Here is a 20865-nt window from a genome sequence, read left to right on the forward strand (position 1 = left end):
AACACCGGCAGGTACCCCATGCGCTGGCCCCTCGGCCGACCCACCACCGTGCGCACCCGGATCGTGGCGCTCGCGCTCACCCCGGCCGTGGCACTGATGGCCCTGTGGAGCTTCGCCATGGTGTCCGTCACCGCCGAACTCCGCGCGCTGATCCGCGTGCAGGGGGTGTACGAGGACTTCGGCACCCCCGTGGACACCGCGATCGGGCAGATCCAGATCGAGCGCCGGCTGTCCGCCGCCTACCTGGGCGCCCGCCTCGACACCGCCGCCGCCGGCCGGTTGCTCGGGCAGCAGCGCCGTACCGACCGGGCCGTCGACGCCATGCGCCAGGCCGTCCAGGACGGCGACCGCGACCGGCTCACCCTGCGGCAGCGGCGGGCGCTGGACGCCATGGTCGCCGCGACGGGCCGGCTGGAGGGGCTGCGCGAGCGGGTACTGGCCCGGAAGATCACCTGGGACCGGGCGGTCGAGGAGTACGGCGCGCTGGTGGAGCCCGGCTTCGACGTCGAGTCCACGCTCACCGCGCTCCAGGCCGGACAGCTCGCCCGCGAGGCCCAGACCGTGATCGAGCTGGTCCGGGTGCGCGAGTACGTCTCCCGGGAGGACGCCCTGGTCGCCGGGGCGCGGGCGGCGGGCGCGCTGACCGACCGGCAGTACGACACCCTCACCGCGACCGTCGAGGACCGCCGTGTCTTCGAGCGGACCTATGTTCCCGACCTGCCCGCCGACTCCCGCGCCCTGTTCGAACGGTTCCAGCGGGAGGGTCTGCACCGCTCGCTGGTGCGGAGCGAGGACGCGCTGCTGCGGGCGGGCTCCCGCGGGGCCGGGCGCGCCGTCACGGCGGACACCTGGCGGACGACCACCGACCGGGCCGTCAAGCGGTACATGCAGCTGTGCACCGCGTCCGCCGAGAACTCGGCCGCGCGCGGGCGGGCCTTCGCCTACCGCGAGCTGACCAAGGCGGCCGTCGTCGGCGCGGTCGGGCTGATCGCCGTCGCCCTGTCGCTGTGGTTCGCGGTGCGCGGCGCCCGGCGGATCTCGCGCCGGCTGGAGACCCTGCGGGACGCCGCCGACGTGCTGACGAAGGACCGGCTGCCCGACGTCATGCGGCGGTTGAGCGCCGGTGAGGAGGTCGACGCGGTCGCCGAGGCGCCGCCGCTCGCCGCCGACGAGGTGCGCGACGACGAGATCGGGCAGGTCGGCCGGGCCTTCAACACCGCGCGGCTGGCCGCCGTCGAGGCCGCCGTGCGCCAGGCCGGGCTGCGCCGCGGGCAGTTCGCGGTGCTGCTCACCATCGCCCGGCGCAACCAGGCCCTGGTGCACCGGCAGTTGAAACTCGTGGACACCCTGGAGCGGCGCACCGACGACCCCGATGTACTGCGCGAACTGTTCCGCATCGACCATCTGACCACCCGGATGCGCCGGCACGCCGAGAGCCTGATCATCCTCTCCGGCGCCGCACCCGGCCGCCGTTGGCGCCGGCCCGTGCCGGTCGCGGACGTCGTCGCCTCCGCCGTCGGCGAGATCGAGGACTACGCGCGCGTGGTGGTGCCGCCGATGCCGGAGGTCGGCGTGGCGGCCGACGCGGTCGCCGACGTGGTCCACCTCCTCGCCGAACTCCTGGAGAACGCCACGGTGTTCTCGCCGCCGCACACCGACGTGACCCTGCGCACCGGGCGGGTCGGCACCGGCTTCGTCCTGGAGATCGACGACCGGGGCCTCGGCCTGGACGCCGACGTGCGCGCCGCGGCCCACCGCACCCTCACCGACCCCGACGCCTTCGACCCCACCCGCCACGACCGGCTCGGCCTCTACGTCGTGGGCCGCCTCGCCGCCCGCCACGGCATCGAGGTCAGCCTCGGGGATTCCCCCTACGGCGGTACGACGGCGGTCGTGCGGCTGCCTTCGGGTGTGCTGGCGGAGGTGGGGGCGGCGGTGCCGGGAGGTTCGTCTCGCGGGGCCTCCGCGCGCCTGCCGGTGAGGGACTCCGTGGGTCCGTCCGCCGGTCGGCTCGCCGCCGTACGGGAGCTGCCGGCCAGGACGCGGAGGCCCGTGGAGCGCGGGACCGCCCCGGACCCGGCCCCCGGTTCCGGGGCCGTGCCCGCCCTGCCCACCCGCACCCGGCAGGCCTCGCTCGTCCCGGAGCTGCGGGACGAGCCACCGCCGCCCGGCACCACCCCCGAGCGCGAGGTCGACGCCGAGGAGATGCGGGCGATCTTCGGCGCCTTCCAGCGCGGCCTGGACCGCGGCCGCAGGGGGCTGCCGGCGAGCGGGGGAGCAGGGGGAGTAACGACCGAGGTGATCGACGGCGCTGACAGCAGTGCCGAGACCAGCCGCGTCGAGACCGGTCTCGGCGACACGACCCACGCCGACGAAGGGACCGACGCCGACGATGCACGGTGAGGACCACACCCCCGAGCAGCCCGCCGCGACCACGGACGCGACAGCCACCGGTCCCGGAACCGGTCTCGGCTGGCTGCTGGACGACCTGGTGGCGCGCACCGACCACGTCCGGCAGGCCGTGCTGCTCACCGCGGACGGCCTGCCGCTCAGCAGCTCGGAGGGCATGCTCCGACGCGACATCGAGCACCTGGCCGCCGTCTGCTCCGGCTTCCACGGCCTCGCCCGGTCGGCGGGGGAGCGGTTCGCCGCGGGAGAGGTGCGCCAGACCATGGTGATGCTGGACGACGCCTACCTCTTCATCACCCCCGCCGGACACGGCAGCCGGCTCGCCGTGCTCAGCGAGGCCGGGACGGACGTCGGCCAGCTCGCCCACGAGATGGCCCTGCTCGTCCGTCGCCTCGGCCACCACCTGGACGCCGCCGCCCGTACCACCTCCTGATCCCACGGTGAGCGACGAGCACTGGTACGAGGACGAGACCGGGTCCCTGGTGCGCCCGTACACCGTGACCCGGGGCCGCACCCGGCCCTCGCAGCGGCACGACATCGATCTGATGTCCCGGGTCGGCGCGGTGGACGACGACACGGCGGACCGCCCGGCCGTCGATCACGCGGCTGCCGCCCTGCTCGACCTGGTCCGGCGCGGACCGCGCCCCGTCGTGGAGCTGGCGGCCGACGCCGACCTGCCGCTGACCGTGGTCCGCGTCCTGCTCGGCGACCTGGCCGAGGCCGGGCTGATCCGCGTCGACGCACCCCGCGCGGTGCGGGCGGGGCCGGGCGCCGACCCCGGACTGCTGCGGGAGATCGTGGCGCGGCTGCGCGACCTGTAGGTCTGTGCTCCACACCGCCGAACGGCACCATTCCCGGGCAGCGCCACCCCGCCGCGCAACGAATCGCCGTTCCACCCGCTCCGCACGCAACAAACCGCGCACCGGCGCGCAACGGCTCCTTCTTGTCCGGCCGAGCGCGCCGACCGTACCGTCTTTCTGGCCCCCAAAAATCCCGTATCCGGTGAGGAAGACGCATGCGCACCGCCCTGCTCCAGAGCTCCGGCAACCCCGGCTCCGTCGCCGAGAACCTCAAGGTCCTCGACGCGGCCGCGGAGCGTGCCGCCGCCGCGGGCGCCGCGCTGCTGGCCGCACCGGAGATGTTCCTCACCGGCTACGCGATCGGCGACGACATCGCCCGCCTCGCCGAGCCCGCCGACGGCGAGGCCGCCGACGCGATCGCCGAGATCGCCACCCGGCACGGCCTGGCCGTCGCCTACGGCTACCCGGAGCGCGACGGCGGCACGGTCTACAACTCCGCCCAGCTGATCTCCGCCGACGGCACCCGGCTCGCGAACTACCGCAAGACCCACCTCTTCGGCTGCTTCGAGCGCGACCACTTCACGCCGGGCGACGGCCCGGTGGTGCAGGCCGAGCTGAACGGCCTGACCGTCGGCCTGATGATCTGCTACGACGTCGAGTTCCCGGAGAACGTCCGCGCCCACGCCCTGGCCGGCACCGACCTGCTCGTCGTGCCGACGGCGCAGATGCACCCGTACCAGTTCGTCGCGGAGTCGATGATCCCGGTGCGCGCCTTCGAGAACCAGATGTACGTGGCGTACGTCAACCGGGTCGGCGCGGAGGGCGAGTTCGAGTTCGTCGGACTGTCCACCCTCGCCGGTCCCGACGGAGTCGCCCGCACCCGCGCCGGCCGCGCCGAGCAGCTGGTCCTCGCCGACGCCGACCCCGCCTTCCTGGCCGCCTCCCGCGAGGCCAACCCGTATCTGCGGGACCGCCGCCCCGGCCTGTACGGGTCCCTGGTCTGACCCTCCCCGAGCCTTCCCCCGAGTTCTACCGCTTCGCGCAAGGAGTCCGTACCCCATGACGTCCACGGTGCCCAACGCCGTCGAGCACACCGACGAGCAGCAGCCGCCGATCACCATGTTCGGCCCGGACTTTCCCTACGCCTACGACGACTTCCTCGCCCACCCGGCGGGCCTCGGCCAGATACCGGCGACCGAGCACGGCACCGAGGTCGCGGTCATCGGCGGCGGTCTGTCCGGCATCGTCGCCGCCTACGAGCTGATGAAGATGGGCCTCAAGCCCGTCGTCTACGAGGCCGACCAGATCGGCGGCCGGCTGCGCACCGTCGGCTTCGAGGGCTGTGACGAGTCGCTGACCGCCGAGATGGGCGCGATGCGCTTCCCGCCGTCCTCCACCGCGCTCCAGCACTACATCGACCTGGTCGGCCTGGAGACCAGGCCCTTCCCGAACCCGCTGGCCGAGGCCACCCCCTCGACCGTGGTCGACCTGAAGGGCGAGTCGCACTACGCCGAGACCATCGACGACCTGCCCCAGGTGTACCGGGACGTCGCCGAGGCCTGGAACCGGTGCCTGGAGGAGGGCGCCGACTTCTCCGACATGAACCGCGCCATGCGCGAGCGGGACGTCCAGCGCATCCGCGAGATCTGGGCCCAGCTGGTCGAGAAGCTCGACAACCAGACCTTCTACGGCTTCCTCTGCGACTCCGAGGCCTTCAAGTCCTTCCGGCACCGGGAGATCTTCGGCCAGGTCGGCTTCGGCACCGGCGGCTGGGACACCGACTTCCCGAACTCCATCCTGGAGATCCTCCGGGTCGTCTACACCGAGGCCGACGACCACCACCGCGGCATCGTCGGCGGCTCCCAGCAGCTGCCGCTGCGTCTGTGGGAGCGCGAGCCGGAGAAGATCGTCCACTGGCCGTACGGCACCTCGCTGAAGTCCCTGCACGCCCACGGCGAGCCCCGCCCGGCCGTGACCCGGCTGCACCGCACCGCGGGCAACCAGATCACCGTGACCGACGCGAACGGCGACATCCGCACCTACCAGGCGGCGATCTTCACCGCCCAGTCCTGGATGCTGCTGTCCAAGATCGCCTGCGACGACTCGCTGTTCCCGATCGACCACTGGACGGCGATCGAGCGCACCCACTACATGGAGAGCTCCAAGCTCTTCGTCCCGGTCGACCGGCCGTTCTGGCTGGACAAGGACGAGGAGACCGGCCGGGACGTCATGTCGATGACGCTCACCGACCGCATGACCCGCGGCACCTACCTGCTGGACGACGGCCCGGACAAGCCCGCCGTGATCTGCCTGTCCTACACCTGGTGCGACGACAGCCTGAAGTGGCTGCCGCTGTCCGCGAACGAGCGGATGGAGGTCATGCTGAAGTCGCTCGGCGAGATCTACCCCAAGGTCGACATCCGCAAGCACATCATCGGCAACCCGGTGACGGTCTCCTGGGAGAACGAGCCCTACTTCATGGGCGCGTTCAAGGCCAACCTGCCCGGCCACTACCGCTACCAGCGGCGCCTGTTCACCCACTTCATGCAGGACCGGCTGCCCGAGGACAAGCGGGGCATCTTCCTCGCCGGCGACGACATCTCCTGGACGGCCGGCTGGGCCGAGGGCGCCGTGCAGACCGCGCTGAACGCGGTCTGGGGTGTCATGCACCACTTCGGCGGCACCACGGACCCGACCAACCCGGGCCCGGGCGACGTCTACGACGAGATCGCGCCGGTCGAACTGCCGGAGGACTGACCGGGAGCCCCCGGCGCGGCCGGTGCCGGGGGCGTCAGTCGGTGAGCGGGGTGAGCAGCATGCGCCCCGCGAACCCCACCGCCGCGTCGAGCCGTTCGGCGAACTCCTCGGCGACGTCCTCGCAGTGGCGCAGCGCCCACAGCGCCCGCGCCGCCGCCCACGCCGCGTCCCGGGCCCGCTCCAGACTCCAGGAGCCCAGCAGATGGGTGAGCGGGTCGGCGAGCTGGAGCAGGTCGGGGCCCGGCATCAGATCCTCGCGGATGCGCTCCTCCAGCGCACACAGGAGGTCGCCCACGCGGTCGAACTCGTCCTCCAGCTCGGCCGGTTCGCAGCCGAGGGTACGACTGGCGTCCACCACCGCGAGCGCCAGGTCGTGCCCGATGTGCGCGTTGATGCCCGCGAGCGCGAACTGCAACGGCCGTACACCGGGATGGCGGCGGAGCTGGAACAGCGGCCGCCAGCAGGCGGGCGGCCGGCGGTCCGCCGCGGCGGCGTCGACCGCCGCCAGATAGCGCTCGGCGAACCGCACGTCCAGCGTGCTCGCCGCCCTCGTGTCCGGGAACTCCCGGGCCTCCAGGCGCCGGTGGATCTCCTCGGTGACGGTGAGGTAGACGCGGTTGAACACGGCCACCCCGTCGCGGGCCGGCAGGGCCGTGCCGATGGCGCGCATCCGGGCGATGACCGCGTCGACGGACGGGGGGAGGTGTTCCAGCTGCGTCATGGGGGAAGGGTCCCAGCTCCGCCCCGGCCGACGGGTCCACCGGCCCCCTGCTTCGCCGGATCGGGGGAACGCACCGGCGAAGCGAGGGGGGACGGCTCGGTCCCCGGCAGGCCAGGACACGTGCCCGGCGACCGGCACGTTCGCGCCGCCGGATGTACGCCTACGACGTGGGAGGCTGAGTCTGCTCGTCGTAGCTGGAGGTGCCCTCGTCCAGCAGTGGCTCCTGCTGCTTGAGGTGGGCCGGGGCGAAGGCGCGCAGCGCGTGGTAGCCGGTGATGACGACCAGCGTGCCGAGGGCGATGCCGCTGAGCGAGAAGGTGTCGGTGAACTTCATGCTGACGTTGCCGACGCCGATGATGATGCCCGCGGCCGTCGGGACCAGGTTCAGCGGGTTGCGCAGGTCCACCTTGGCGTTCAGCCAGATCTGCGCGCCGAGCAGGCCGATCATGCCGTACAGGATCACGGTGATGCCGCCGAGCACCCCGCCCGGGATCGCGGCCACGACCGCGCCGAACTTCGGGCACAGGCCGAAGAGCAGCGCGAAGCCGGCGGCGGCCCAGTAGGCGGCGGTGGAGTACACCCGGGTCGCGGCCATGACGCCGATGTTCTCGGAGTACGTGGTGTTCGGCGGGCCGCCCACCGCGGTCGACAGCATCGAGGCGACGCCGTCCGCCGAGATCGCCGTGCCGAGCTGGTCGTCCAGCGGGTCGCCGGTCATCTCGCCGACCGCCTTGACGTGCCCCGCGTTCTCCGCGACCAGCGCGATCACGACCGGCAGCGCGACCAGCACCGCGGACCACTGGAACGACGGTCCGTGGAAGTGGGGCAGACCGATCCAGTCGGCCTTGGCGACGCCGGAGAGGTCCAGCCGCCAGTGGTCGGTGACCCGGCCGCCCGGGCTCATGGAGTGGATCTTGCCGAAGATCCGGTCGAAGGCCCAGGAGATGCCGTACCCGAAGACCAGCCCGAGGAAGATGGCGATACGGGACCAGAAGCCGCGCAGACAGACCACCGCGAGACCGGTGAACAGCATGACCAGCAGGGCCGTCCACTGGTCCTGCGGCCAGTAGGTCGCGGCGGTCACCGGGGCCAGGTTGAAGCCGATCAGCATGACGACCGCGCCGGTGACGACCGGTGGCATGGCCGCGTGGATGATCCGCGCGCCGAAGCGCCGCACCGCCAGGCCCACCAGGAACAGCACCGCGCCGACCACGAGGACGGCGCCGGTCACCGTGGCGCTCGTACCGCCCTGGGCTCGGATGACGGCGGCCACGCCCACGAAGGACAGGGAGCAGCCCAGATAGCTCGGCACCCGGCCGCGGGTGGCGAGCAGGAAGATCACGGTCGCCACGCCCGACATCATGATGGCCAGGTTCGGATCCAGGCCCATGAGCACCGGCGCCACGAAGGACGCGCCGAACATGGCGACCACGTGCTGGGCGCCCAGGCCCACCGTGCGGGGCCAGGAGAGCCGTTCGTCGGGGCGTACCACCGCTCCGGGCGCGGGCGTGCGCCCGTCACCGTGCAGCTTCCAGCGCACGCCGAGGTCCATGTGTATTCGCTTTCTTGCGGACGAGCAGACGGTCCGGACCATTGTCCCGGACGCCAGGCGTGCTGAGCGGTCGCTTAGTATGGAAGCGATTCCCGGCGATGGCTCAGCGAATGCCTCAGCGATGCCCGCAGGGATGCACATGCTCCCAGCAGCGAAGTTCAGGAGTTCCCCCCGTGACCGCCGAAGCCCCGACCGCCCCCGCCGTCGCCTACGGCCGGCTGATCCCCGTCACCGTCCACTTCGACGACCTCGACGCGCTCGGCCTGCTGCACAACGCCCGCTACCCGCTGATGGTCGAGCGTGCCTGGACCGAGCTGTGGAACGGGCACGGCATCCGCTTCGACGGCGACTGGCACGCCGCCGGCGACGCCTGCAACGCCGTCCGCGAACTGCGCATCAGCTACGAGGCACCGGTCACCAGCCCCGGCGGCTACGCCGTCCACCTCTGGCTGGAGCGCCTCGGCACCACCGGCCTCACCTACGGCTTCCGCTTCTGCTCGGCCGACGGCACGCAGACCTACGCCCAGGGCACCCGGGTACTGGTCCGGCTGGACGCGGACACCCTGCGCCCGGCGCCGTGGAGCGACGCCTTCAGGACGGTGGGTCGGACACTGCTGCGGCCTGCGGACTGACCGCGCCGGGACCGCCCCGCTCGGCGCCGCGCAGCACGCCCGCGAGCCCGGCGAGCCCGCAGGCCAGCGCCGTCACCACGCAGAACGAGACCACCAGGCTGGTCGCCTGCGCCACCCCGCCGATCAGGCTCGGCGCGACCAGCCCCGAGGTGTAGGTGATGGTGGCCACGCCGGCGATGGCCTGGCTGGGATTCGGCCCCGCGTGTCCGGCCGCGGCGAAGCACAGCGGTACGACCACCGCGATGCCGAGTCCCATCAGCGCGAACCCGGCCATCGCCCACGCCGGACGGCCGCCGAGGACCACCAGCGCGCCGCCGAGTCCCGCCAGCGCCCCTCCGGCCCGGACCGTCCTGACCGCCCCGAACCGGTTCACCACCGCGTCCCCGGCCAGCCGGGCCACGGCCATGGTCAGCATGAAGCCGGTCGTCGAGGCCGCCGCCACCCCGGCCGAGCTGCCCAGCCGGTCCCGCAGGAACACCGCCGACCAGTCCAGGCTCGCGCCCTCCGCGAACACCGCGCAGAAGCCCACCGCGCCGATCAGCAGCGCGGAACGCGGCGGCAGCGCGAACCGCGGGGGCGGCTCCTCGTCCTTCGCGGGCTGTACGTCCGGTACCCAGGCGCACGCCGACACGCCGAGCGCGGTGAGGACGGCCGAGGCGAGGGCGAAGTGCAGCCGGGCGTCCGCGCCGAGGTGTGCGGCGAGCGTGCCGGCCGCCGAGCCGGTGAGCGCGCCCGCGCTCCACATGCCGTGCAGCCCCGACATGACCGACTTCCCGAGCCGCCGCTCCACCTCCACGCCGAGCGCGTTCATCGCCACGTCGGCCATTCCCGAGCCGGCGCCGTAGACGAACATCGCCAGGCACAGCGTGTACAGGTTCGGCGCCAGCGACGGCAGGACCAGGGAGAGGGTCCACAGCGCGATCAAGCCGCGCAGTGCCGTACGGCTGCCGAAGGTGTGGCTGATCCGCCCGGCCAGCGGCATGGTGCAGGACGCGCCGAACGCGGTGAAGGCCAGGGCGAAGCCGAGCTGCCCCGCGCCGAGCGAGGCGTGGTCCTGTATCCAGGGCACCCGGGTCGCGAAGCAGCCGGTCACCGCACCGTGCACGGCGAACACGGCCGCCACGGCGTACCGGGCGCGCCGGACCTCGCCTCGCGCAGCGCCCACGTCCCCCATGTCCGTCCCCCTCCCGGGAGTTCCCGCACCGGCCCGTCTCCGGCTCGCGCCGTAAAGCTATCTGCCCGCGCGCAGCCGAGAGCGTGGGGGAGGGGGTCTCATCCCTGCCCGAACCGCCGGCCCAGATAATCCTCGAACGTCCCCTTCCCCACCGCCTGCTCCGGCGCCAGATGCCCACCCGCCCGGAACGCCCGGTACGCCGCACCGAAGAGCGGCACGTTCAGCACCGCCCGGCGCCGCCCGGTCGCCCGGAGATAGGCGCGGGCCAGCGAGTCGAGGGAACGCACCTCGGGACCGCCCATGTCCGCCACCCGTCCGGCGGGCTCGCCGAGCGCCAGCTCGACCAGCCGCTCGGCGACTTCCACCACCTCGATCGGCTGGTCCGGGACCCCGGCCGGGAGCAGTGCCACGGGCGGCTTGGTGAGCCCCTGGAAGAGTGTCACCAGCAGATCGTGGAACTGGGTGGTGCGCAGCACGGTCCAGCCGAGCCCCGAGGACTCGATCATCTGCTCCACCGTGTGCTTGGTCCGGTAGTAGCCGAACGGCACCCGGTCCACCCCGACGATGGAGATGTACACCAGGTGCCTCACCCCGGCCCGCCGCGCCGCCGCGATCAGGTGCTCCGCCGCCCGCTCGTCCCCGCCGCGCGGGTTGCTCGCGCAGTGCACCACCGTGTCCACGCCGGCGAGCGCCGCGTCCAGCCCGCTGCCGCCGGCCTGGAGATCGACGGCGTACGGCTCGCTGTGCCGGCTGAGCACCCGCACCTCGCGCCCTTCCGTCCGCAGCCGCTCGGTGACGCACCGGCCGAGGGTGCCGGTCCCGCCGGTCACCAGGATCGTGCTCATGCTGATTCCGTTCCTCTGTTCCCGGGCACCCCGGTCGGGGCGCCTCGACGGATGAGACCGGTCGGGCCCACGGAAATGTGACACGCCCCGGCGGATTCACCGGGGCGCTGTGGCGACCCGGCGGCAGGCAAGGGCCGTCGTCACCGCCGCCGGGCCAGCCCGCACCCTAAAAGGACTAGACCAAAGTGGTCAATGGACCGGACGCCGGTTCCGCCGTGCACCTCCGAAGACACGTACTGTGAGCGAACCCACACTCGACCCCTGTCTGGGTGAGCATCCGGCATGGCACACTGGCCCTGTACCAGAAGCAGCGCACTCCGGGGTCGGTGAAAGTCCGAACCGGCGGTTACAGTCCGCGACCCGGTCGCTTCCAGCGGCCGGTTGACCAGGTGAAATTCCTGGACCGACGGTTAAAGTCCGGATGGGAGGCAGTGCGCGGCGGGCGGGCACATGCACGTGTGCACGTCGCCGTATCTGGGCTTGTCCGTCTCCGGGCGAGTCCTTTTTCGGCGTCGCTGCCGACGTGTCCCGTGTTCACCCGTGCAGTGTGTCGTTCATCGACAGGCCCCGGAGTCCGTGCCCCCATGAGGCAGGAGGACCCGGGAAGTGTTCACCGGAATCGTCGAAGAGCTGGGTGAAGTCACCGCCGTCGAGAACCTCGGCGACTCCTCCCGCTTCCGACTCCGCGGCCCCGTCGTGACCCAGGGCGCACAGCACGGCGACTCCATCGCCGTGAACGGCGTCTGTCTCACCGTGGTCGAGCACGAAGGCGACGAGTTCACCGCCGACGTCATGGCCGAGACGCTGAACCGCTCCAGCCTGGGCGCCCTCACCGTCGGCTCCCGCGTCAACCTGGAGCGCCCCACCGCCGTCGGCGCCCGCCTCGGCGGCCACATCGTGCAGGGTCACGTCGACGGCACCGGCGAGGTGCTGGAGCGCAGGCCCTCCGAGAACTGGGAGATCGTCAAGGTCTCGCTCCCCGCGGACCTCGCCCGGTACGTCGTCGAGAAGGGCTCCATCACCGTCGACGGCATCAGCCTCACCGTCGTCGAGGCCGGCCCGGACTACTTCACCGTCAGCCTCATCCCGACCACCCTCGACCTGACCACGCTCGGCCACAAGCAGCCCGGCGACCCGGTCAACCTCGAGGTGGACGTCGTCGCCAAGTACGTGGAGCGGCTGCTCGCGGCCGGTCAGGGGGCCGGCCGGTGAGCTGGCTCAACTCCGAGGCGTTCACCCTCTTCGGCCAGCACATCATCTGGTCGGACATGGTCGGCAACATCCTCGGTCTGATCACCCTCGCCCTCGGCTGGCGCCGCTCCCTGTGGACCTGGGCCGTGCAGTTCCTGTCCGGACTCGTCCTCTTCGGCGCCTTCTACGGCCACCTCACCGGCAGCGCCGGCAAGCAGGCCGTCGTCATGGCCGTCGCGCTCTACGGCTTCTGGCAGTGGCAGCGCGGCAAGGGCGGCGCCGAGGACGGCCGCATCACCGTCCGCTTCGCCACCTGGCGCGAGCGGATCGCCATGGTCGCCGCGGCCGCCGCCGGCACGGTCGCCGTCGCCCTGCTCTTCGCCGCCTATCCGAAGCTCTCCTGGGACCCCTGGCCGGACGCGTACATCTTCGTCGGCACCATCGTCGCCATGTACGCCCAGGCCAAGGCCATGGTCGAGTTCTGGATCGCCTGGCTGCTCGTCGACCTCGTCGGCGTCCCCCTCAACTTCGCCAACGGCTACGCCTTCTCCGGTTTCGTCTACGTCATCTACGGCGCACTCGTCCTGTGGGGCATGCGCGACTGGTGGCTGCGCTCCCGCCGGGACGCGCAGCCCGTCCTGGAAGGAGCGCCGGCATGACCTCGGCCCCGCTGCTGTACCGCACCGACGACCTCACCGCCCCCCTCGAGGACCTCACGCTCGACCCGGTCGAGCAGGCCATCGCCGACATCGCCGCCGGCCGCCCGGTGGTCGTGGTGGACGACGAGGACCGGGAGAACGAGGGCGACCTCGTCATCGCCGCCGAGAAGGCGACCCCCGAGATCGTCGCGTTCATGATGAGCGAGTGCCGTGGCCTCATCTGCGCGCCCATGGAGCCCGAGGAGCTGGACCGGCTCCGGCTGCCGCAGATGGTCGAGGACAACACCGAGTCCATGAAGACCGCGTTCACCGTCTCCGTGGACGCCTCCGCCGCGCACGGCGTGACCACCGGCATCTCCGCCTCCGACCGTGCGACCACGCTCCAGCTGCTCGCCGGCGGCACGGCCGAGCCGTCCGACTTCGTCCGTCCCGGCCATGTCTTCCCGCTGCGCGCCAGGCCCGGCGGCGTCCTCGTCCGCAACGGCCACACCGAGGCCGCCGTCGACCTCGCCCGGCTCGCCGGACTCCGCCCGGCCGGCGCCATCGTGGAGATCGCCGGCGAGGACGGCACCATGCTGCGCCTGCCCGAGCTGGTGCCGTTCGCCCGCAAGCACGGCCTGACGATCATCTCCATCGAGGACCTGATCGCCTACCGCCGCTCCCTTCAGGACGGCTCCGCCCCGCTCGGCCAGGAGCCGGCCCCGCGGCCCGTCCGGCAGCAGCAGACGGCCCCGGCCGAGCCCGCCGTCCCCGCCGTCCGCCACGAGGCCGAGACCCGCCTGCCCACCGAGCACGGCACCTTCACCGCCCACGGCTACCGCTCCACGCTCGACGGCGTCGAGCACGTCGCCCTCGTCCACGGCGAGATCGGCGACGGCGAAAACGTCCTGGTCCGGGTGCACTCCGAATGCCTCACCGGCGATGTCTTCGGCTCCCTGCGCTGCGACTGCGGCCCCCAGCTCGACACCGCCCTCCAGCGCATCCAGGCCGAGGGCCGGGGCGTCGTCGTCTACCTGCGCGGACACGAGGGACGCGGCATCGGCCTGCTGTCCAAGCTGCGCGCCTACGCCCTCCAGGAACAGGGCCATGACACCCTCGACGCCAACCTGGAGCTGGGCCTGCCCGCCGACGCCCGCGACTACGGCGCCGGCGCGCAGATCCTCGCCGACCTCGGCGTGCGCAGCGTCCGGCTGCTGACCAACAACCCCGACAAGAGCGAGGCGCTGCTCCGCCACGGCCTGCGGGTCACCGGCCGCGAGCAGATGCCGATCCAGGCGGGCGAGCACAACCTGCGCTACCTGCGCACCAAGCGGGACCGGATGGGGCACGACCTGCCCTGGCTGGACACCGCGGCCGCGCTGGCCGGCGCGGCCGGCCGCTGACGGCCACCTGCGACACCGAGTAACGCGAGAAAGCACTGAGGAGAGACGTGAGCGGCAAGGGTGCACCGGAACTGTCCGTACGCAACGCGAGCGACCTGCGGGTCGCCGTCATCGCGGCGCAGTGGCACGAGAAGGTGATGGACGGCCTGGTGAACGGCGCTTTGCGCGCCCTGCACGAGCTGGGGATCGACGAGCCGACCCTGATCCGGGTCCCGGGCAGCTTCGAGCTGCCGGTCGCGGCCAAGGTGCTGGCCGGCCGCGGCTACGACGCGGTGGTCGCCCTCGGCGTCGTCATCCGCGGTGGCACCCCGCACTTCGACTACGTCTGCCAGGGCGTCACCCAGGGCCTCACCCAGGTCTCCATCGAGACCGGCGTCCCCGTCGGCTTCGGCGTGCTCACCTGCGACACCGAGGAGCAGGCCCTGGACCGGGCCGGTCTCGACGGCTCGAACGAGGACAAGGGCCACGAGGCGGTGACCGCGGCGGTCTCCACCGCGGCGACGCTCCGCTCAGTATCCGAACCCTGGCACTGAGGCACCGGCCGGAGCGCGTAGGGTAAGGACCACCATGTCCAAGAAGACGTTCGAGGAGCTCTTCACCGAGCTCCAGCACAAGGCCGCCCACGGTGATCCCGCCACCTCCCGCACCGCCGAGCTGGTCGGCAAGGGAGTCCATGCCATCGGCAAGAAGGTCGTCGAAGAGGCCGCCGAGGTCTGGATGGCCGCCGAGTACGAGGGCAAGGAGGCGGCCGCCGAGGAGATCTCGCAGCTGCTGTACCACGTCCAGGTGATGATGGTCGCCCGCGGGATCTCCCTGGACGACGTCTACGCCCACCTCTGATACGACCCCACCAGCTCACGCACCCAGCTCTGCACTCCCAACGCGAAGGAAGCCGACCTCATGCTGCGCATCGCCGTCCCCAACAAGGGTTCACTGTCCGGCCCTGCGGCGGAGATGCTGCATGAGGCCGGCTACCAGCAGCGCCGCGAGTCCAAGGAGCTGCGGATCGTCGACCCGGAGAACGAGGTCGAGTTCTTCTACCTCCGCCCCCGCGACATCGCGATCTACGTCTCCTCCGGCCGGCTCGACATCGGCATCACCGGCCGCGACCTGCTGATCGACTCCGGCGCCGACGCCGAGGAGATCCTCCCGCTCGGCTTCGCCCGCTCCACCTTCCGCTTCGCCGCCAAGCCGGGCACCGCGAACGGCGTCGAGGACCTCAAGGGCAGGACGGTCGCCACCTCCTACGAGGGCATCGTCGACCGGCACCTGGAGGAGCACGGCATCGACGCCTCCGTCGTCCACCTCGACGGCGCCGTGGAGACCGCGATCGAGCTGGGCGTGGCCGAGGTCATCGCCGACGTCGTCGAGACCGGCACCAGCCTGCGCAACGCCGGGCTGGAGGTCTTCGGCGAGCCGATCATGAAGTCCGAGGCGGTCGTCATCCGCCGCACCGGCGCCGACGGCGACGAGCCCAAGGTCCAGCAGTTCCTCCGCCGCCTCCAGGGCGTCCTGGTGGCGCGGACGTACGTGATGATGGACTACGACTGCCGCGTGGAGCAGCTGGAGAAGGCTGTCGCGCTCACCCCCGGCCTGGAGTCCCCGACCGTCTCCCCGCTGCACAACGAGGGCTGGGTCGCGGTCCGCGCCATGGTCCCCGCCAAGGAGGCGCAGCGGATCATGGACGACCTCTACGCCATCGGCGCCCGCGCCATCCTGACCACGGCCATCCACGCCTGCCGCCTGTAAGGGGTACGCCACCGATGTCCGACCTCCCCGAGCTGCCCGTCACCTTCCGGCCGGGCCACACCCGCGCCATCCTGCTCACCGCCGGCCTGGCGATCTTCCTGACCATCTCCGGGGTCGCCCTGCTGCTGGAGCATCTCGGACCGGGCGAGCGGCTCAGCTTCGTCCTCACCGGGGCGCTCATCTTCTGGGCGCTGGCACGGATCTCCCGGGTGCGGGTGATCGCCGAGGAGTCCGGTGTCACCGTCGTGAACATCGCCGGCGAGCGGCGGCTGGAGTGGGCGGAGATCCTTCAGGTGAACCTCCGTCCGGGCGATCCCTGGGTGTTCCTCGACCTCAGCGACGGCACCAGCCTGCCCGCGCTCGGCATCCAGCCGGGCCTGGCCAAGCAGCGCGCCATCGCCGACGCCGGGACGCTCCGGGCGCTCACCGAGGCACGCTCGACGGCCCGGGTGGGGGAAGATCGGGGCTGACTCCGGGTCGCCCACCCTGCCCCTGGGGCGCCTGTCTTGATTAATCTGTGGGGCGGAGGCGTTTTCGCTGCGCCTCCACCCCTGTGCGCCCTCCGGTGCCCGGGGGTTCCTGCTACCCGAGGAGTGACCCCCTCCGGCGATGGACGGATCGTCCTGTAGTACCTGCGCCGCCCCCACCCGACATGACGGGAAGGCGGCGGCATCGTGACCACCTCTCTGCTGCTCCTCGCAGCCGCCCTGCTGCTGATCCTGGCCAACGGCTTCTTCGTGGCCGCCGAGTTCGGTCTGGTGACCGTCGAGCGCCCGGACGCCGAGCAGGCCGCCGCCGAAGGCGACCGACGCGCCGGCCGGGTCGTCGAGTCGCTCAGGGAGCTGTCCTTCCAGCTCTCCGGCACCCAGCTCGGCATCACCATCACCTCCCTGGTCGTCGGCATGCTCGCCGAGCCGGCCCTGGCCGGTCTGCTGCACGCCCCGTTCGCCGCGCTCGGCCTGCCCGCGGGCGCCGTCTCCGGCATCGCCGTGGTCGTCGGCATGCTGCTGGCCTCCGCCATCCAGATGGTGATCGGCGAACTGGTCCCCAAGAACTGGGCCGTGTCCAAGCCGCTCCAGGTCGCGCGGTTCGTCGCCGGCCCGCAGCACCACTTCTCCCGGCTGTTCCGGCCGGTGATCGCCGCGCTCAACACGGTCGCCAACCGGCTGGTCCGCGCCCTCGGCGTCGAACCCGCCGACGAACTGGCCTCCGCCCGCACCCCGGGCGAACTCGTCTCGCTGGCCCGGCACTCCGCGCAGGCCGGCGCCCTGGAGCAGGACACGGCCGACCTGTTCGTCCGCACCCTGACCCTGGGCGAGCTGACCGCGCAGCACGTGATGACCCCGCGCGTGAAGGTCAGCGCGCTCCAGGACACGGCCACCGCCGAGGACGTCGTCAACCTCACCCGCGCCACCGGCCTGTCCCGCTTCCCCGTCTACCGGGAGAAGATCGACGAGATCGTCGGCATGGCCCACCTCAAGGACGCGCTCGCGGTCCCCGCGGCCGACCGGCTGCGCACCCCGGTGAGCCGGATCGCCCGCAAGGCGCTCCTGGTCCCCGAGACCCTGCCCGTCCAGCCGCTCCTCGCCCGGCTGCGCAGCGAGCAGCCCATCGCCGTCATCGTCGACGAGTACGGCGGCACGGCCGGCGTCGTCACCCTGGAGGACATCGTCGAGGAACTCGTCGGCGAGGTCCGCGACGAGCACGACGGCCAGGACGCCCCCGAGCTGGCCGCCGCCCCGCCCGAGGACGGCAGGCCCGCCTGGGACGTGGACGGCAGCTGCCGGGTCGACATCCTCCAGCGCATAGGACTCGACGTGCCCGAGGGGCCGTACGAGACCGTCGCGGGCCTGGTCGCCGATCTGCTCGGCCGTATCCCGGCCCCCGGCGACAAGGCCGAACTGCCCGGCTGGCGCCTCTCGGTCCGCCGGGTCGGCCACTACCGCGCCGAGCGGGTCCGCCTGGTCAGGACGGCCCCCGTGGCGAACGTCCTGGAGGCGGCCCGATGAGCCTGCTCCAACTGCTCTTCGCCGCGCTGCTCGTGCTCGCCAACGGCTTCTTCGTCGGCGCGGAGTTCGCGCTCGTCTCGGTCCGCCGCAGCCAGATCGAACCGCTCGGCACCGCCCGCGCCCGCCAGGTGCTGTACGGCCTGGAGCGGCTGCCGCAGATGATGGCCGCCGCGCAGTTCGGCATCACCGTCTGCTCCCTGACGCTCGGCGCGGTCGCCGAGCCGACGGTGGCGCGGCTGCTGGAGCCGGTGTTCTCGGCCGTCCACCTCCCGGACGGTGTGATCCACCCGCTGGGCTATGTCATCGCCCTGGCCGCGGTGGTCTTCTTCCACCTGGTCGTCGGCGAGATGGTGCCGAAGAACCTCGCCATGGCGGCGCCCGAGAAGGCGGCGCTCTGGCTCAGCCCGGGGCTGGTCTACTTCGCCCGGCTGTGCCGGCCGATCACGGTGACCCTCGGCGCCTGCGCCCAGGGCATCCTGCGGCTGTTCCGGGTCGAGCCGAAGGACGAGGTCGAGGCCGTCGTCACCAGCGAGCAGCTCAACCGGCTGCTGGAGGACTCCGGCCAGGCCGGTCTGCTCGACCCCGAGGAGCGGGAGCGCCTGGAGGACGCGCTGGAGCTGGGCTCGCGCCCGGTGACGGACGTCCTGCTGCGCCGCGAGTCGCTGGTCACGGTGGGACCGTCGGTCACCCCGGGGCAGATCGTGGAGCTGACCGCACGCACCGGCTACTCCCGGTTCCCGGTCGCCGCGACCGAGACGGGTCCCTTCATGGGGTACGTCCATGTGAAGGACGTCCTCGACCTGGAGGACTCCGAGCGTGCGGTGCCCCAGCACGTCTGGCGCCCGATGACGACCCTGCGGGCCGAGCTGCCGCTCGACGACGCGCTGACCGTGATGCGGCGGGCGGCGACCCATCTGGCCCAGGTGGCGGACGCGACCGGCAAGGTGCTGGGGCTGGTGGCCCTGGAGGACGCCCTGGAGATGCTGGTGGGCGAGGTGACGGACCCGGCCCACCGCGAGCTGCCGGCCCCGGAAGCGGCCACCGGCGAACCGGAGCAGGCGCTCGCCTCCTAGCACGGACGGACGGCGGCGGGGAGCTGTGCCTAGAAGGCCGAGGGATCGTGGGGTCCCCGGCCCGACAGCACCTCCCCGTACGCCTGCATCAGATCGGGCAGCCGCAGGGTCGCCAGATCGTCCCGCGACAGCACCCCCGTATAGGCCGACAACCGCAGATCCCGGTAGGCACAGCTCTTCTCGTAGAGCGTCCGCAGAAACCGCCCGTTGCCCAGCTCGTCGATCCACCCCTGCTCGACCACGTGCCCGGCGATGGAGCGCAGCTCCTCCAGCGCCTCCTCGTCCCACCGGTCCCCGTTCTCCCCGGCCAGCACCTTCCCGATCTCGGTGAGTTCCTGCGGCCGGTAGGAAGGGAAGTCGACCCGGGTCGTGAACCGCGACGACAGCCCGGGGTTCGCGGCGAGCAGCCGGTCCATCCCCTCGGGATAGCCCGCGAGGATCACCACCAGATGGTCGCGGTTGTCCTCGGCCCGCTTCAGCAGCACCTGCAAGGCCTCGTCGCCGTACGCGTCCCCCTTGCCGTACCCGGAGTTGGACAGCGAGTACGCCTCGTCCACGAACAGCACTCCGCCGATCGCCGAGTCGATCAGCTCGTTCGCCTTCACTGCGGTCTGCCCGAGGTACTCGCCGACCAGGTCGGCCCGCTGCGCCTCCACCAGATGGTCGCCGCCGAGCAGCCCGAGCGCGTAGAAGACACGGCCGAGGATGCGGGCCACCGTGGTCTTCCCCGTGCCCGACGGACCCGAGAAGACGAAGTGCCGCTTGGGCGGCTGCACCGGCAGCCCCTGCCCGGCCCGCAGCCGGGCCATGTTCAGCTGCGCGGACAAGGCCTTGACCTGGCGCTTGACGGGTTCGAGCCCGACCATGCGCTCCAGCTCGGCGAGCGCCTCCTCGAGTAAGCCGGGATCGGTCGGACCGGCCGGGATCGGCGACGTGGAGACCCCGGTCTTGGCCCGCACCGCCGGGCCGGTCACCGGGGACAGCGGGCCGGTCGGCGGCTCCGGCTCGGGCAGCCGCAGATCACGCCCCTCGGTGCCGAAGAGCGGATCGAAGCCGCAGTCCGGTCCGTCCACGGTGTCCTGGCCGGCGCCGGTCAGCGTGATGGCGGCGAGGTCGGCCGGATCGTCGTAGCCGTCGCCCTCGGCGATGGCGGCGAGCCGCGCCGAGGTGTCCATGAAGGCGGGGTCCACCCGGTGCACCGCGCGGTAGAGGGGGAGCGCGGCGGCGCTGCGCCCGGTGCCCTCGTGCGCCCGCGCCAGCCAGTAGCGCAGCTCCTTGCGCTGCGGCTGTTCGCTGCGGCACCGCATCAGCGCCGCCGCGAGGAGGGGTTCGGCCTGGCCGTACATCTCCAGCCGGACCCGGGCCATGCCGCCGAACAGCCCGGCCTCGATGCCGAGCATGGCGTCGTCCAGCAAGGGGTCGGTGTGCCGGACCAGCTGTTCCCAGTCCTTGACCAGATAGGCCCGGCAGGAGTGCAGAAACCGGACCTGCGGGTCGGTGTCGACCGGGGGCAGCCCGGCGAGCGCCCGGTCCAGCTCGGGTACGTGCCGGCCGTCCAGCCAGTGCGAGGCGTGGGCCAGCAGCAGATCACGCGGGGTCTCCAGCACCGGCTGCACCCACCAGCCCAGCCAGTACCAGGAGTTGAGCGCCCGGCGGTGCCGGGTGCGCTGCTCGCCGAAGCGGTCGCGGTGCCGGAACATTCTGAGCAGCGCGGTCGTGGTGTCCACCCGCAGCGCGTGCAGCCCGAGCCAGGCGTCCGCCATGCCCGGGTCCATCCGCACCGCGGCGCGGAACTCCTCCTCGGCCTGCGGATAGGCGCCCATCGTGTAGGCGTCCACCCCGCGCAACCAGGCGAGCTCGGCCGGAGCCTCGGGACCCTGCGTGCCGAAGTCCATCACGTCCCCCCACAGAC

20 protein-coding genes and 1 riboswitch are annotated in these 20865 nt (G+C 72.4%); of the genes, 15 read left to right on the plus strand and 5 right to left on the minus strand.

Annotated features, from left to right (window positions below; genetic code table 11):
• Positions 1-18 precede the first annotated feature (18 nt).
• The 5 genes from ACWCV9_RS09355 (at position 19) to ACWCV9_RS09375 (ending at position 5966) form a co-directional block, all read left to right on the plus strand.
• The gene (locus ACWCV9_RS09355; protein WP_450785143.1) at positions 19-2403 is read left to right on the plus strand and encodes a nitrate- and nitrite sensing domain-containing protein; all 2385 of its coding nucleotides are present in this window, start codon (positions 19-21) and stop codon (positions 2401-2403) included.
• Complete coding sequence (locus ACWCV9_RS09360) at positions 2393-2842, plus strand: roadblock/LC7 domain-containing protein (protein ID WP_450785144.1); 450 nt, start codon at positions 2393-2395, stop codon at positions 2840-2842. Before ACWCV9_RS09355 ends, ACWCV9_RS09360 begins: the two co-directional genes overlap by 11 nt.
• Before the next feature lie 7 nt (positions 2843-2849).
• Complete coding sequence (locus ACWCV9_RS09365) at positions 2850-3230, plus strand: DUF742 domain-containing protein (protein ID WP_450785146.1); 381 nt, start codon at positions 2850-2852, stop codon at positions 3228-3230.
• A 194-nt stretch (positions 3231-3424) separates the two neighbouring features.
• Positions 3425-4213 carry a carbon-nitrogen hydrolase family protein gene (locus ACWCV9_RS09370; RefSeq protein ID WP_450785147.1) on the plus strand — a complete coding sequence of 263 codons (789 nt, stop codon included), beginning with the start codon at positions 3425-3427 and terminating at the stop codon, positions 4211-4213.
• Between the two features lie 55 nt (positions 4214-4268).
• A complete protein-coding gene (locus ACWCV9_RS09375; RefSeq protein WP_450785149.1) occupies positions 4269-5966 on the plus strand; it encodes a flavin monoamine oxidase family protein in 1698 nt (565 codons plus the stop codon).
• Between the two features lie 34 nt (positions 5967-6000).
• Here ACWCV9_RS09375 and ACWCV9_RS09380 read toward each other — a convergent pair whose 3' ends face one another.
• Positions 6001-6687, minus strand: a complete 687-nt coding sequence (locus tag ACWCV9_RS09380; RefSeq protein ID WP_450785151.1) for a DUF5995 family protein — start codon at positions 6685-6687, stop codon at positions 6001-6003.
• Between the two features lie 160 nt (positions 6688-6847).
• The gene (locus tag ACWCV9_RS09385; protein WP_450785153.1) at positions 6848-8239 is read right to left on the minus strand and encodes a uracil-xanthine permease family protein; all 1392 of its coding nucleotides are present in this window, start codon (positions 8237-8239) and stop codon (positions 6848-6850) included.
• Between the two features lie 173 nt (positions 8240-8412).
• Between ACWCV9_RS09385 and ACWCV9_RS09390 the strand changes: the two genes are divergently transcribed.
• Positions 8413-8871, plus strand: coding sequence for an acyl-CoA thioesterase (locus ACWCV9_RS09390; RefSeq protein ID WP_450785154.1), 459 nt, complete (start codon positions 8413-8415; stop codon positions 8869-8871).
• Here ACWCV9_RS09390 and ACWCV9_RS09395 read toward each other — a convergent pair.
• On the minus strand, positions 8831-10045 hold the full coding sequence (locus ACWCV9_RS09395; RefSeq protein WP_450785156.1) for an MFS transporter: 1215 nt from the start codon (positions 10043-10045) through the stop codon (positions 8831-8833). The two genes, ACWCV9_RS09390 and ACWCV9_RS09395, sit on opposite strands and share 41 nt — an antisense overlap.
• Positions 10046-10143: 98 nt before the next feature.
• Positions 10144-10890 (minus strand): SDR family oxidoreductase, encoded by a 747-nt coding sequence (locus ACWCV9_RS09400; RefSeq protein WP_450785157.1) that lies wholly within the window; start codon positions 10888-10890, stop codon positions 10144-10146.
• 308 nt (positions 10891-11198) lie between these two features.
• Positions 11199-11329, plus strand: a riboswitch (FMN riboswitch).
• Positions 11330-11496: 167 nt separating this feature from the next.
• Between ACWCV9_RS09400 and ACWCV9_RS09405 the strand changes: the two genes are divergently transcribed.
• From ACWCV9_RS09405 to ACWCV9_RS09445, 9 genes are all read left to right on the plus strand, one after another.
• The gene (locus ACWCV9_RS09405) at positions 11497-12102 is read left to right on the plus strand and encodes a riboflavin synthase (protein WP_450785158.1); all 606 of its coding nucleotides are present in this window, start codon (positions 11497-11499) and stop codon (positions 12100-12102) included.
• Positions 12099-12740, plus strand: a complete 642-nt coding sequence (locus ACWCV9_RS09410; protein WP_450785159.1) for a nicotinamide mononucleotide transporter family protein — start codon at positions 12099-12101, stop codon at positions 12738-12740. The genes ACWCV9_RS09405 and ACWCV9_RS09410 overlap by 4 nt, the downstream gene beginning before the upstream one ends.
• Complete coding sequence (gene ribB, locus ACWCV9_RS09415; protein ID WP_450785160.1) at positions 12737-14122, plus strand: 3,4-dihydroxy-2-butanone-4-phosphate synthase; 1386 nt, start codon at positions 12737-12739, stop codon at positions 14120-14122. The genes ACWCV9_RS09410 and ribB overlap by 4 nt, the downstream gene beginning before the upstream one ends.
• Positions 14123-14169: 47 nt before the next feature.
• A complete protein-coding gene (gene ribH, locus ACWCV9_RS09420; RefSeq protein WP_450785161.1) occupies positions 14170-14655 on the plus strand; it encodes a 6,7-dimethyl-8-ribityllumazine synthase in 486 nt (161 codons plus the stop codon).
• Positions 14656-14689: 34 nt separating this feature from the next.
• Entirely contained in the window at positions 14690-14962 is a 273-nt protein-coding gene (locus ACWCV9_RS09425) for a phosphoribosyl-ATP diphosphatase (protein ID WP_007491392.1), read from the plus strand.
• Positions 14963-15022: 60 nt separating this feature from the next.
• The gene (gene hisG / locus ACWCV9_RS09430) at positions 15023-15871 is read left to right on the plus strand and encodes an ATP phosphoribosyltransferase (RefSeq protein ID WP_450785162.1); all 849 of its coding nucleotides are present in this window, start codon (positions 15023-15025) and stop codon (positions 15869-15871) included.
• 14 nt (positions 15872-15885) lie between these two features.
• Entirely contained in the window at positions 15886-16341 is a 456-nt protein-coding gene (locus tag ACWCV9_RS09435) for a PH domain-containing protein (RefSeq protein WP_450785164.1), read from the plus strand.
• Between the two features lie 204 nt (positions 16342-16545).
• Positions 16546-17880, plus strand: a complete 1335-nt coding sequence (locus ACWCV9_RS09440; RefSeq protein ID WP_450785165.1) for a hemolysin family protein — start codon at positions 16546-16548, stop codon at positions 17878-17880.
• Entirely contained in the window at positions 17877-18953 is a 1077-nt protein-coding gene (locus tag ACWCV9_RS09445) for a hemolysin family protein (RefSeq protein ID WP_450785166.1), read from the plus strand. The genes ACWCV9_RS09440 and ACWCV9_RS09445 overlap by 4 nt, the downstream gene beginning before the upstream one ends.
• A gap of 29 nt (positions 18954-18982) precedes the next feature.
• Here ACWCV9_RS09445 and ACWCV9_RS09450 read toward each other — a convergent pair whose 3' ends face one another.
• Positions 18983-20848 (minus strand): AAA family ATPase, encoded by a 1866-nt coding sequence (locus ACWCV9_RS09450; protein ID WP_450785168.1) that lies wholly within the window; start codon positions 20846-20848, stop codon positions 18983-18985.
• Positions 20849-20865 lie beyond the last annotated feature (17 nt).

Source organism: Streptomyces sp. NPDC001606, assembly GCF_053596835.1.

Bases quoted from the DNA above. Each gene is read 5' to 3' on its own strand.
- ACWCV9_RS09355 (WP_450785143.1), top strand. From the start codon at position 19: ATGCGCTGGCCCCTCGGCCGACCCACCACCGTGCGCACCCGGATCGTG.
- ACWCV9_RS09360 (WP_450785144.1), top strand. From the start codon at position 2,393: ATGCACGGTGAGGACCACACCCCCGAGCAGCCCGCCGCGACCACGGAC.
- ACWCV9_RS09370 (WP_450785147.1), top strand. From the start codon at position 3,425: ATGCGCACCGCCCTGCTCCAGAGCTCCGGCAACCCCGGCTCCGTCGCC.
- ACWCV9_RS09375 (WP_450785149.1), top strand. From the start codon at position 4,269: ATGACGTCCACGGTGCCCAACGCCGTCGAGCACACCGACGAGCAGCAG.
- ACWCV9_RS09380 (WP_450785151.1), bottom strand. From the start codon at position 6,687: ATGACGCAGCTGGAACACCTCCCCCCGTCCGTCGACGCGGTCATCGCC.
- ACWCV9_RS09385 (WP_450785153.1), bottom strand. From the start codon at position 8,239: ATGGACCTCGGCGTGCGCTGGAAGCTGCACGGTGACGGGCGCACGCCC.
- ACWCV9_RS09395 (WP_450785156.1), bottom strand. From the start codon at position 10,045: ATGGGGGACGTGGGCGCTGCGCGAGGCGAGGTCCGGCGCGCCCGGTAC.
- ACWCV9_RS09400 (WP_450785157.1), bottom strand. From the start codon at position 10,890: ATGAGCACGATCCTGGTGACCGGCGGGACCGGCACCCTCGGCCGGTGC.
- ribB (WP_450785160.1), top strand. From the start codon at position 12,737: ATGACCTCGGCCCCGCTGCTGTACCGCACCGACGACCTCACCGCCCCC.
- ACWCV9_RS09425 (WP_007491392.1), top strand. From the start codon at position 14,690: ATGTCCAAGAAGACGTTCGAGGAGCTCTTCACCGAGCTCCAGCACAAG.
- hisG (WP_450785162.1), top strand. From the start codon at position 15,023: ATGCTGCGCATCGCCGTCCCCAACAAGGGTTCACTGTCCGGCCCTGCG.
- ACWCV9_RS09435 (WP_450785164.1), top strand. From the start codon at position 15,886: ATGTCCGACCTCCCCGAGCTGCCCGTCACCTTCCGGCCGGGCCACACC.
- ACWCV9_RS09445 (WP_450785166.1), top strand. From the start codon at position 17,877: ATGAGCCTGCTCCAACTGCTCTTCGCCGCGCTGCTCGTGCTCGCCAAC.
- ACWCV9_RS09450 (WP_450785168.1), bottom strand. From the start codon at position 20,848: ATGGACTTCGGCACGCAGGGTCCCGAGGCTCCGGCCGAGCTCGCCTGG.